Here is an 11,627-nt window from a genome sequence, read left to right on the forward strand (position 1 = left end):
TCTGGCGGTTCGGGTCGACGCCCGGAAAGGGCGCCAAAACTGCGCCCCTTTGCCAGTATGCGAAAGGAGCGGCAAGGGGCGGATTCACAATCGCCCTTGCAATGATACATTATATCATTATCTGGGCAGCGCTCCCCTTCCCGCCCTCCCGCGAAAGTCCCGCCATGTGCCTCCCCGCCTCGCGCCCGCGCCTCGCCGACATGATCGGCGTCGCGCTCTCGGCGACGTGCCTTATCCATTGCCTCGCGCTGCCGCTGCTGATCCTGCTCGCGCCCGCGCTGAGCGTCTGGCTCGCGCTACCCGAGGGGGTCCACGCCGCGATCCTGCTGCTCGCGCTGCCCACCGCCCTTGTCGCGATGCGCGACGGATGGCGACGGCACGGCCGGTTCGCGCCGGGGCTGCTCGCGGGCGCGGGACTCGGCCTGCTCGCACTGGGACTGGCGGCGCACCAGGGCTGGCTGGGCCTGTCCGATCGCGAAGCCGCCGACCGGCTGCTGACCTCGCTCGGCGCGCTGACGCTCGCGGTGGCGCATCTCGCCAACTGGCGGCTGCGCCACCGCAGCTCGCCCGAAATGCCGTGCAAAGATTGGCGCCCTTGTCACTTTGTCAATGACACTTGACAACGACAAATCATCATGTCAATGTTCCTTTACTTATTACCAAGGGAGCTTGACCGATGTCGCAAATGCTTCGCGCCCTGCCCTGGGCGCTTGCCATCCTGTCGATCGCGCTAGCCGGCGCCGCCGACATCATCCCGGCGTCCGTCGCCAATTCGCTGGTCACGGTGCTGCCGCTGGTGATGGTGGCGACGCTCTCCGGGGCACGCCGCGGCTGCACCCGGACGGCCTGACCGATGGCGATGGACCCCGCACAGCGCCGCTATATCGGCCGGATGATCCCCGTCTCGATCGCCTATGTCGCGGCGATCTTCGCCGCGAGCGCGATCATCCCCGAGGGCGCGACGGCGACGCCGCTGACGATCGGCATCGCGCTGGTCCCCGGCCTCGCGATCCTTGGTTTCATCTGGGCGATCGGTAGCTATTTCAGCGAACTCAAGGATGAATATCTCCGCCTGCTCGAAGTGCGCAAGGCGCTGGTCGCGACCGGGCTGACGCTGGCGCTCACCGCGACCTGGGGCATCTTGGAGCTTTACACCGACGTGCCGCGCGTCCCGCTTTTCTGGGTCTTTCCGGTCTGGTGCCTCGGCCTCGGGGTCGGCGCGCTGGTGAACCGGCTGACGCTGGGCGACAGCGGGGCCTGTCCGTGAAGAACCGGCTGAAGGTCCTGCGGGCCGAACGCGACTGGAGCCAGCAGGACCTTGCCGAACGGCTGGAGGTGTCGCGCCAGTCGGTCAACGCGATCGAGACCGGCAAATATGACCCGTCGCTGCCCCTCGCCTTTCGCATCGCCGACCTGTTCGGCATGCGCATCGAAGAGATTTTCCAGAAGGACTGACGCCATGAACCATCGTTTTTCCGTCGCCGCGACGTTCATTCTGGGCATCGCGCTGCTCGTCGGCGCGCGCGCCGGCGCGGCCGAACCCTGCCCCGCCGGGCTCAACGAAGGCAAGCGCATCACCGTGCTGGTCGAGGGTGCCGACGCTCCTGGGGGCCCCGACGTGGTGCTGATCCCCGGCCTGTCGAGCCCGCGCGCGGTGTGGGATACAACCGCCGCGCGGCTGAAGGGAAAATACCGGCTGCACCGCGTCCAGATTCGCGGTTTCGGCGACGAAGCGGGGATCAATGCCGAAGGACCGGTGCTCGACGGGGTGGCGGCCGAGGTCGCCGACTATATCGACGATTGCATCACCGACGCCGGGCGCCCCGCACCCGCGGTGATCGGGCATTCGATGGGCGGGTTGACCGGGCTGATGGTCGCGGCGCGCGCGCCGGACGAGGTCGGCAGGCTGATGATCGTCGACGCTGTGCCGTTCATCGGCACGCTTTTCGACCCCGCCGCGACGGTCGAAAGCGTGACGCCGCAGGCCGACCGCATGGCGGCAATGATGCGCGCGCAATATGGCCAGCCGAAGCCCGAGGGCCCGGTCGCCGATCCCGGACCGATGAGCGTGGCCGGCAGCATGTCGAACACACCGGCGGGCCGGACGGCGATCGCGCGCTGGACGCGCGACGCCGACCCGCGCGTCGCGGCGCAGGTCTTTCGCGACGTGATGACCACCGACATGCGCGGCGAACTCGCCGCGGTGAAGGCGCCAGTGACGCTGCTCTATGCGCAGGACGACGGCGCGATGCCCGCCGAGCGCGCGAAGGCGGCGTTCGAACCGCAATATGCGGGGGTCGCGCGTTTCAAGGCAGAGATGGTGCGGGGCAGCCGCCACTTCATCATGCTCGACCAGCCGGAGATTTTTGCAAAGGCCGTGGACGCATTTCTGGCCGAGTAGCGCTTGCCGCTGGCGGTCACCCTTGCCCCCTCCCCGCTCCCCCGCTAGGGCGGCCCAACGGAAAAGGAGCCTCCCCCATGTTCAAGCGCCTGTTCGTCGATCATCCGAAGAGCGTCGATGAAAATTACATCGAGCATTTCGGCGTCGCCTCGCGTTTCGGCGCGACGATGATCTATGGCGGCCTTTGCGCGCTGGTCCATGCGGTCGTTCCCGGCTGGTGCATCACCACCGGCAGCGACACGATCGCGCGGCTCAACAAGATCATGGTCGAACAGCGCCGCGCCAAGGGGCAGGCGGTGATGCAGATGAACACCATCGACTGGGTGATCTGAACGGCGTGGCCGGCCCGATCCAGTATCTCGAGCGCGCGGCGCGGCCGCGGCTCGCCTATCGTCATGTGACCGGCGCGGGTCCGACGATCGTCTTCCTGCCCGGCTACATGTCCGACATGGAGGGCGGCAAGGCGACCGCCCTGTTCGATTGGGCGACGGCCGAAGGGCATGCGTGCCTGCTCCTCGACTATGCCGGATGCGGGACGTCGGACGGGCTGTTCGCCGAACAGGACCTGCTCGACTGGCGCGGCGACATACTCGACCTGATCGACGCCCGCGTCGCGGGACCCGTCGTCATCGTCGGATCGTCGATGGGGGGCTGGCTGATGCTGCTCGCCGCGCTCGCGCTTGTCGCGCGCGACGGACCGGCACGCGTCGCGGGGCTCGTCGGCATCGCCGCGGCGCCCGATTTCACCGACTGGGGCTTCACCGCGCAAGAAAAGGCGATCATCCTCGCCGAGGGCGAACTGCGCGAGGAAACGCCGTACAGCGACCAACCCTATGTGACGACGCGCCGCTTCTGGCAGTCGGGCGAAGCGAACCGCCTGCTCGAAGCGCCGATCGCGCTCGCCTGCCCCGTCCGGCTGCTCCACGGCGAGGACGATGGCGACGTGCCGAGCGCGATCAGCCTGCGCCTGTCGGCCGCGCTCGCCAGCGACGACGTGCAGGTCACGCTGGTCAAGGGCGGCGACCACCGGCTTTCGCGCGATGGCGACATCGCGCTGCTCATCGACACCGTCGCGCGCCTCGCGACGCCCTAGCAAAGGATCATCATGGCCCGCAGCGACTTCAAATTCCACCTGACCAAACGCGTCCGCTACGCCGAAATCGACGCGCAGGCGGTGGTGTTCAACAGCCGCTACCTCGAATATTTCGACATCGGGATCACCGAATATTGGCGCGCCGCGGGAGTCTATGACACGTGGCCCGAGCGCGAGAGCCCCGAATTCCACGTCGCGCGCGCCGAGATCGATTACAAGGTGCCGATCCTGCTCGACGAGGAAATCGACATCTGCGTGCGCTGCTCGCGCGTCGGCCGCAGCTCGATGACCTTCCTGTTCGAACTGCACGGCAAGGGCGCGGAGGATTTGCGCGCGACCGGGCTGGAGGTTAGCGTCCATGTCGCCGAGGCACGCGGCGCGCCCGCGCCGGTGCCCGACGCGTTCGTGTCGCTGTTCGAAAATTTCGAGGGCCGGCGCCTGCGCGACTGAACCGCGACAGGAGGCGGCATGACGAAGCATCGCATCTTTTCGGTCAGCGTCGCGAGCGTCCACCCTCTCTATGTCGCCAAGGCGGAGAAAAAGGGCCGCACGCGGGCCGAGGTCGACGCAATCCTGCGCTGGCTTACGGGCTACAGCCAGCAGGCGCTCGACGACCAGCTGGCGAAAGCGACGAGTTTCGAGGATTTCTTTGCGCAGGCCCCCGCGATGAATCCCGCGCGGTCGCTCGTCACCGGCGTCGTCTGCGGCGTGCGCGTCGAGAACATCGAGGAGGGCACGATGCGCGAGATCCGCATCCTCGACAAGCTGGTCGACGAACTCGCAAAGGGCAAGGCGATGGACCGGATCCTGCGTCGCCCGCCCGCCGCGTGACCGGCAGCAAGGCGGTTTCATTTCGCCTGATCGCGGCTATGGTGCGGGCATGACGCAATTTCTGCGCACGATGATCCGCGTGTCGGATCCCGACGCGACCATCGCCTTCTTCGGGCTCATCGGGCTGGAGGAAATCCGCCGTTTCGACAGCGAGGCGGGCCGTTTCACCTTGATCTTCCTCGCCGCGCCGGGACAGGCGGGGATCGCCGAAGTCGAGCTGACCTGGAACTGGCCGCCTGCCGACGGCAGCGCCCCCGAATCCTATTCGGGCGGGCGTAATTTCGGCCATCTCGCCTATCGCGTCGACGATATCTACGCCACGTGCCAGCGGCTGATGGATGCCGGGGTGACGATCAACCGCCCGCCGCGCGACGGCCACATGGCGTTCGTCCGCTCGCCCGACGGCATTTCGGTCGAGCTGCTGCAGGACGGCCACCTGCCGCCGCAGGAACCCTGGGCGTCGATGCCGAATACCGGCAGCTGGTAAACACGCGATGCCGGGCCTGTTGATCAACATCGACGTGCCCGACCTCGCCGCCGGCGAGCGTTTCTATACCGAGGGGCTGGGCTTCGCCGCCGGGCGCCGGCTGGGATCGACCATTGTCGAGCTGATCGGCGACGGCGCCCGGTTCTATCTGCTCGAAAAACGCGCCGGATCGGCGATCGGCCCCGCGGGCGGCGACTTCCGCCGCTACAACCGCCACTGGACACCGGTGCATCCCGACTTCATTGTCGACGACCTCGACACCGCCATCGCGCGCGCGGTCGCCGCGGGCGCGACACTCGAAGACCCGGCGACCGACCTGCCCTATGGCCAGCAGGCGATGTTCGCCGACCCCTTCGGCAACGGATTCTGCCTGATCGCGTTCAACCCGCAGGGTTATGACGCGATCGCGGCGGGCGAAGATCAAGGCTGACGGCCGCCCGGTCCGTCTTCGGGACAAGGGCGGCGCAAAAGGAGAAGAGCGTGGCTGCGCTGGAGATCGTCCGTATTCCCGTCCTCAGCGACAATTATGTCTGGCTGCTCCACGAGCGCGACAGCGGAGCGACGATGGTCGTCGATCCCGCGGTCGCCGAACCGGTGCTCGAAGCCGCCGCCGCGCGCGGGTGGACGATCACCGACATCTGGAACACCCACTGGCACCCCGACCACACCGGCGGCAACGCCGCGATCAGGGAAGCCACAGGGTGCACGATCACCGGCCCCGCGGCCGAGTTTGCGCGCATCCCGACGCTCGACGTGCAGGTCAAGGGCGGCGACCGGGTGACGCTCGGCGCGGCGGTCGCCGAGGTGTGGGACGTGCCGGCGCACACCGCGGGCCATATCGCCTATCATTTCGCCGATGACGCCGCGATCTTCGTCGGCGACACGATGTTCGCGATGGGGTGCGGCCGCCTGTTCGAGGGCACCGCCGAGCAGATGTTCGCCAATATGCAGAAACTGGGCACCCTCGACGACGCAACGCGCGTCTATTGCGCGCACGAATATACGCTGTCGAACGCGCGTTTCGCGGTGACCGTCGACCCCGGCAACGACGCACTCGCCGCGCGCCTCGCTGCGGTCGAATCGGCGCGCGCGGCGGGCGAGGCAACGGTGCCGACGACGATCGGCGCCGAGCGCGCGACCAACCCCTTCCTGCGCGCGCCCGACGCCGCCGAACTCGCCCGCATCCGCGCGCTCAAGGACGCCGCATGAGCCGCTTCAGCAACCATTCATCGCCCCGGCCCTAACCGGCCATCGTCGCAGGAGCCTGTCATGGCGAAGATCCATCCCCTGATCGCCGCGGTTTTCGTTACCGTCGCCGCGCCGCTTGTCGCGGGCTGTGCGCCGGCCGGCACCGCCGCGCCCGGCGCCGAGGCGCTGACGCCCAAGCAGGCGAAGCTGCTCGACAAGCAGCTCGGCGGCAAGGTTCCCGGCGAGCCGGTGCGCTGTATCTCGAACGCCGCCAGCAACGAGACGATCCGCGTGTCGGACGATATCCTGCTCTACCGCCAGTCGGGCCGGCTCGTGTACCGCAACGATTTGCGCGGCAGCTGTCCGGGGCTCGCGCGCGACAGCGATATCATGGTCGTGCGCCAGTTCGGGTCGCAGACCTGCGCCGGCGATTTCTTTCATCTGGTCGACCGCTCGAGCGGCATCCGCGGTCCGACCTGCGTGCTTGGCGATTTCGTTCCCTATCGCAAACCGGCGGGGAACGAAGGCTGAACCACCGGTTCAGCGGCAGGCGGGGCGTCGGTTTGCACCGAGCTCTTCGGGTCGCACTCCCCGCCTGTCATTGATCATATCGCCGTAGCGACGGTGCGTGCCCGGGGAGGGGCGTGCCGGGACGGAACAGGCGATCGGCTTTTGACCGATTGCGGACATCGGAAATCCTCCCTGTGGCCACAGGCCATGGGGAGGGGGACCGCTCGCGCAGCGAGTGGTGGAGGGGCCGAAAGGTCGCGCGACGCCTGACGGCGTCGGCCCCTCCGTCAGCGGGCTGACGCCGCTGCCACCTCCCCATCGCTGCGCGACAGGGAGGATACAAGGGAGCGTCTGCCCCCCACCCCAAAGCGGCCGCTCGCGCGGCATCACGATGCTACCCCCGGTACAGCGCGGCGATCCGGTCGGCGTACACGTCGCGGAGCACGTGGCGGCGGATCTTCATCGACGGGGTCATCTGTTCGTTCTCGATCGTGAACGCCTCGTCGGCGAAATCGAACTTGCGCACTTTTTCGATCACCGAGAGCTGCGCGTTGACGCGGTCGACCGCCTCGCGCAGCGCGGCGCGAAACTTTTCATGTTCGCGCAGCAGCTTGATATCCTTGGGCAACCCCTCCGCCTCGGCCCATTCGAAGGCCCATTCGGGATCGGGCACGAGGATGCCGACAAGGTGCGGACGCTTGTCGCCATAGACCATCGCCTGCAGGATCTCGGGCTGGAGCGTCAGCATGCCCTCGACGCGCTGCGGCGAGACATTGTCGCCCTTGTCGTTGACGATCAGGTCCTTCTTGCGGTCGGTGATGACGATGCGGCCCTTGTCGTCGATATGGCCGATGTCGCCGGTGTGCAGCCAGGGCGCGCCGCCGGGTTCGGCGGGATCGGGCACCAGCACGCGCTCGGTTTCGGCCTGGTTGCGCCAATAGCCCTTCATCACCAGTTCGCCGCGGACGAGGATCTCGCCGTCGTCGGCGATCCGGACCTCGGTGTTCATCAGCGGCGGGCCGACGGTGTCCATCTTGATCCCCGCGCTCGGGCGGTTGCAGCTGATCACCGGCCCCGCTTCGGTCTGGCCATAGCCCTGGAGCAGGGTCAGCCCGATCGAGTGGAAGAACACACCGATTTCGGGGTTGAGCGGCGCGCCGCCCGACACCAGCGCCTTCATCCGACCGCCGAAACGCTTCTGGATCTTGGGGCGGAACAATTTGTCGAGGATGAGGTCGACCGGGCGGTCGAGCACCCCCATGCGCCGCTCATAATCCTTTTCGCCGACGCGCAGCGCCTGGCCCAGCATCCAGTTGGCGAGCTTGCCCTGTTTTTCGACCGACTTGATCATCCGCGCGCGGATCACCTCGAACAGCCGCGGCACGACGACCATGATCGTCGGGCGCGTCTCCTCGATGTTCGAAACGAGCTTTTCGAGGCCCTCGCTGTAATAGATCTGCGCGCCGACCATGATCGGCAGGAACTGCCCGCCCGAATGCTCGTAAGCGTGGCTCAGCGGCAGGAACGACAGGAACACCTCCTCGTCGCCGATGCCGAAGTCGTTGACGAGAACCTCGGCCGCGCCCGCGGCATTGTGCAGGATCGCGCCATGATGCTGCATCACGCCGCGCGGCGCGCCGCCGGTGCCGCTGGTGTAGATCAGGCAGGCGGTGTCAGCGCGCTTGACGCCGAGCCCGCGCGCCCTGGTCTCCTCGACGAAGGTCGCTCCGCCTTCGACCAGCGGCGCCCAGTCGTGGATGCGCACGTCGCCCTGCTGGCCGACGCGCAGGCTTTCCATCGTGATCACGTGCTGCGCGTCGGAGCGCATCACCGCGGGCATGAGCACCCGCGCCAGCTTTGCGGTCGACACGATCACCGCGCGCGCGCCGCTGTTGTCGAGGATGTGCTGGTGATCGCGTTCGGTGTTGGTGGTGTAGGTCGGCACGGTGATGCAGCCCGCGGCCATGATGCCGAGGTCTGCGATGCACCATTCGGGCCGGTTCTCGCTCACCAGCACGACACGGTCGCCCTCCTTCAGCCCCAGCTTGCGGAGGTTGTGCGCCAGCGCCGCGACCTGTTCGGCGACCTCGCGCCACGAGAGCGGCTGCCACGCGCGGTCGGCCTTGCGCCACAGGAAGGGGTCGTCGCCGCCCTTGTCCGCGCGGTCGAAGAACATCGCGACCAGACTCGGAAATTGGTCGAGATGGGGGTTTTCCAGCTTCATGCCTTACGCTCTCCCGGGGAGGATCATGTCCGCTCTTTTTTTGGGGTTCTTAGCCTTGCGGGGGGGCGCCGTCGACCGACGAGGTGCCGGGCCCGCGCGGATCTGCGGCGCCGTGCCAGACGCCGTCGACCTGCTGTGCGGCGTTGAGTTTCGAACCGAGATCGGTGGCGGTGAAGCCATAGCCGAAGGGCGCCATCCGCTCCGCGATCGCCTTGCCCGCCTCGGTATTCTCGATCAGCACGCCGTCGCGGCCGAAAAAGAGGTTGGGCAGCGCGAGCGCGTCTTCGGCCGAGAGCCCCCAGTCGAGGACGCCGACCAGCGCCTTGGTCACGTGCATGATGATGCGCTTGCCGCCCGCCGAGCCGACCGCGAAGACGACCTTGCCGTCGGGGCCATAGACGATCGTCGGCGACATCGACGACAGCGGGCGCTTGCCCGGCTCGACCCGGTTCGCCGCGGGCGCGCCGGCCCGGACCGGGCTGAGATCGAAGTCGGTGAGTTCGTTGTTGAGGAAGAATCCGTTCGCGACCAGATTGCTGCCGAAGATGCTTTCGATCGTCGAGGTCATCGCGGCGACATCGCCGTCACGGTCGACCGCGACGAAATGCGTCGTCCCCTGTTCGGCGACGGGTCCCGAAGGGCTGCGCTTCGGCGCGCCCGGCGGCGAACCCGCGGGATAGGCGGCGGCCTTGCCGTAGGGCGAGATCAGGTCGCGGCGCTCGGCCAGATAGGCCTTGTCGAGCAGTCCCTTCACCGGAACCTCGACAAAATCGCCGTCGCCCAGATACATCTCGCGGTCGGCATAGGCGAGCTGCATCGCTTCGGCGAGCAGGTGCCAGCTCATCGGATTATCCTTGCCCATCGCCTTCATGTCCCAGCCCTCGATCATGCCGAGGATGCCGAAGACGGTGGTCGCGCCCGACGAGGGCGGGCCCATGCCGCAGACCTTGTAGACGCGATAGGTGGTGCAAACCGCGGGCTTGTCCTGCGCCTTGTAGGCGGCGATATCCCTGGTCGTGATCGTCGCGGGATTGCGCACCGATTTCGCCACCGCGTCGCTGATCGCGCGAGCGTTGGCGCCGGTGTAGAAGGCATCGGGCCCCTTGGCGGCGATATCGCGCAGCAGCGCGGCATAGGCCGGGTTCTTGATCAGCGTGCCGACCGGCGCGGGTTTGCCGTCGACATAGTAGAGCGCCCGCGCGGCGGGGAAATCCTTCCACGTATCCTGATAGCGTTCGAGCCAGCCATAAAGCGCGGGGGTGACCTGAAACCCCGCGTCGGCGAGCTTGATCGCCGGCTGGAACAGCGCCTTCCATTCAAGCTTGCCCCATTTTTTGTGGGTCAGTTCCATCAGGCGGACATTGCCGGGCACACCGACCGACAGCCCGCCGGGAATGACATCGCCATAGCCGCGCGGCTGGCCGTCCGCGCCCAGAAAGCGTTCGGGCTTCGCGCTCGCGGGGGCCATTTCACGGCCGTTGACCGTACCGATCTCGCCGGTTTTCGCCTGATGATAAACGAGGAAACCGCCGCCGCCGACCCCGCTCGATTGCGGTTCGACGAGCGTCAGCACGAGCATCATCGCCATCGCGGCATCGGCAGCCGAGCCGCCCTCGTGGAGGATCTGCCGCCCCGCTTCGGTAGCGCGCGGATCGGCGGACGAGGTCACCCCCTGCGCCGCCGCGAGCGACGGAATGGCGAGGGTGGCAAGGGCGACGCTGGTGAGGAATCGTTTGAACATCGCGCGACATTGGCGCGGCGGTTCGGTTAGCGCAAGGCCGCACCCGCCGCTTGCCACCGTCGAATGACCGCGGGCCGGCTCACGCACCCACCCCGACCGCATCGGCGACGCGCGTGAAGCCGTCGCGTACCGCCAGATCCTCCAGCCCGCGCGCGATGCGCTGCGCGAGCCCCGGGCCGGCGTAGACCATCGCCGAATAGATCTGGACGAGGCTGGCACCGGCGCGGATGCGGGCCCACGCCTGTTCGGCGCTCCCGATCCCGCCGACGCCGATCAGCGGCACCCGGCCGCCGCTGGCGCTGTAAAAATCCCGGAGCCGCTGGAGCGCAAGATCGTGCAACGGCGCCCCCGACAGCCCCCCCGCCTCGCCCGCGTGACGCGAGCGCAGCGCGGGGCGTCCGATCGTCGTGTTCGAGACGATCAGCGCCGCGAGCCGCTTGTCGATCGCCACCGTCACCAGATCGTCGATGTCGGCGGGCTCGAGGTCGGGGGCGACCTTGAGGAACACGGGTTTCGCACCGTCGGCGGGCTGCGCCGCCGCGACCGCGTCGAGCAAGGCCTCGAGCGCCCCCTTGTCCTGTAGCGCGCGCAGCCCGGGCGTGTTGGGCGAACTGATGTTGACGGTGAGATAGTCGGCAAGCGGCGCCATCGCCGCGGTGCCCTTCGCATAGTCGGCGATACGGTCGTCGCTGTCCTTGTTCGCGCCGATGTTGATGCCGAGCGGCACCGCGATCCCGCACGTGCGCATCGCCGCGATGCGCACCGCCGCCGCCGCCTGTCCGCCGTTGTTGAACCCCATGCGATTGATCACCGCCTTGTCCTCGACGAGGCGGAACAGGCGCGGGCGGGGATTGCCCTCCTGCGGCAGCGGGGTGAGCGTGCCGACCTCGACGAAGCCGAAACCGAAGCGCGGCATCACCGCCGCGGCGCGCGCGTCCTTGTCGAAGCCCGGCGCGAGCCCGACCGGGTTGGGGAAGCGCAGTCCCGCGACCTCGGTGGCGAGGATCGGGCTGGTCAGCGCGGTCTTCGCCGGCGGCAGCGGTTCGAGCGCGGCGATGGTGAGATTGTGCGCCGCCTCGCCGTCGCTGGCGTTGACGATCGGACGGGCGAGCGCATAGGCGGCGTCGGTGAGCGAGGCGAAGAGCGACATGG

16 protein-coding genes are annotated in these 11,627 nt (G+C 68.0%); 13 read left to right on the forward strand and 3 right to left on the reverse strand.

Features of this window, described 5'->3' with window-relative positions; genetic code table 11:
- Positions 1-164 precede the first annotated feature (164 nt).
- The 13 genes from EAO27_RS11900 (at position 165) to EAO27_RS11960 (ending at position 6,531) form a co-directional block, all read left to right on the forward strand.
- Positions 165-620, forward strand: a complete 456-nt coding sequence (locus EAO27_RS11900) for a MerC domain-containing protein (protein ID WP_242769849.1) — start codon at positions 165-167, stop codon at positions 618-620.
- Positions 621-676: 56 nt separating this feature from the next.
- Complete coding sequence (locus EAO27_RS11905) at positions 677-850, forward strand: hypothetical protein (RefSeq protein ID WP_242769852.1); 174 nt, start codon at positions 677-679, stop codon at positions 848-850.
- Positions 851-853: 3 nt separating this feature from the next.
- Positions 854-1,267 (forward strand): hypothetical protein, encoded by a 414-nt coding sequence (locus EAO27_RS11910; protein WP_242769855.1) that lies wholly within the window; start codon positions 854-856, stop codon positions 1,265-1,267.
- The gene (locus EAO27_RS11915; protein WP_242769859.1) at positions 1,264-1,455 is read left to right on the forward strand and encodes a helix-turn-helix transcriptional regulator; all 192 of its coding nucleotides are present in this window, start codon (positions 1,264-1,266) and stop codon (positions 1,453-1,455) included. The genes EAO27_RS11910 and EAO27_RS11915 overlap by 4 nt, the downstream gene beginning before the upstream one ends.
- Before the next feature lie 4 nt (positions 1,456-1,459).
- Positions 1,460-2,401, forward strand: a complete 942-nt coding sequence (locus EAO27_RS11920; protein WP_242769862.1) for an alpha/beta hydrolase — start codon at positions 1,460-1,462, stop codon at positions 2,399-2,401.
- A 77-nt stretch (positions 2,402-2,478) separates the two neighbouring features.
- Positions 2,479-2,733, forward strand: a complete 255-nt coding sequence (locus tag EAO27_RS11925) for a DUF6356 family protein (protein WP_242769865.1) — start codon at positions 2,479-2,481, stop codon at positions 2,731-2,733.
- Positions 2,734-2,738: 5 nt separating this feature from the next.
- Positions 2,739-3,494: an alpha/beta hydrolase gene (locus EAO27_RS11930; protein WP_242769868.1), complete on the forward strand. Its 756-nt coding sequence runs from the start codon at positions 2,739-2,741 to the stop codon at positions 3,492-3,494.
- A gap of 12 nt (positions 3,495-3,506) precedes the next feature.
- Positions 3,507-3,944 (forward strand): thioesterase family protein, encoded by a 438-nt coding sequence (locus EAO27_RS11935; RefSeq protein WP_242769870.1) that lies wholly within the window; start codon positions 3,507-3,509, stop codon positions 3,942-3,944.
- 18 nt (positions 3,945-3,962) lie between these two features.
- Entirely contained in the window at positions 3,963-4,325 is a 363-nt protein-coding gene (locus tag EAO27_RS11940; protein WP_242769872.1) for a DUF2200 domain-containing protein, read from the forward strand.
- 49 nt (positions 4,326-4,374) lie between these two features.
- Positions 4,375-4,812 carry a VOC family protein gene (locus tag EAO27_RS11945; RefSeq protein WP_242769874.1) on the forward strand — a complete coding sequence of 146 codons (438 nt, stop codon included), beginning with the start codon at positions 4,375-4,377 and terminating at the stop codon, positions 4,810-4,812.
- Between the two features lie 7 nt (positions 4,813-4,819).
- Positions 4,820-5,242, forward strand: a complete 423-nt coding sequence (locus EAO27_RS11950; RefSeq protein WP_242769876.1) for a VOC family protein — start codon at positions 4,820-4,822, stop codon at positions 5,240-5,242.
- A gap of 50 nt (positions 5,243-5,292) precedes the next feature.
- Positions 5,293-6,021, forward strand: a complete 729-nt coding sequence (gloB, locus tag EAO27_RS11955) for a hydroxyacylglutathione hydrolase (RefSeq protein ID WP_242769878.1) — start codon at positions 5,293-5,295, stop codon at positions 6,019-6,021.
- A gap of 60 nt (positions 6,022-6,081) precedes the next feature.
- The gene (locus EAO27_RS11960) at positions 6,082-6,531 is read left to right on the forward strand and encodes a hypothetical protein (protein ID WP_242769880.1); all 450 of its coding nucleotides are present in this window, start codon (positions 6,082-6,084) and stop codon (positions 6,529-6,531) included.
- 373 nt (positions 6,532-6,904) lie between these two features.
- On the opposite strand, the gene EAO27_RS11965 is transcribed toward EAO27_RS11960, so the two are convergent.
- From EAO27_RS11965 to EAO27_RS11975, 3 genes are all read right to left on the reverse strand, one after another.
- Positions 6,905-8,734 (reverse strand): AMP-dependent synthetase/ligase, encoded by a 1,830-nt coding sequence (locus tag EAO27_RS11965; protein ID WP_242769882.1) that lies wholly within the window; start codon positions 8,732-8,734, stop codon positions 6,905-6,907.
- A gap of 49 nt (positions 8,735-8,783) precedes the next feature.
- The gene (gene ggt / locus EAO27_RS11970) at positions 8,784-10,475 is read right to left on the reverse strand and encodes a gamma-glutamyltransferase (RefSeq protein ID WP_242769885.1); all 1,692 of its coding nucleotides are present in this window, start codon (positions 10,473-10,475) and stop codon (positions 8,784-8,786) included.
- A gap of 79 nt (positions 10,476-10,554) precedes the next feature.
- Positions 10,555-11,625 (reverse strand): quinone-dependent dihydroorotate dehydrogenase, encoded by a 1,071-nt coding sequence (locus EAO27_RS11975; RefSeq protein WP_242769888.1) that lies wholly within the window; start codon positions 11,623-11,625, stop codon positions 10,555-10,557.
- Between the last annotated feature and the right edge of the window lie 2 nt (positions 11,626-11,627).

This window comes from Sphingopyxis sp. YF1 (assembly GCF_022701295.1).
GTDB lineage: Bacteria > Pseudomonadota > Alphaproteobacteria > Sphingomonadales > Sphingomonadaceae > Sphingopyxis.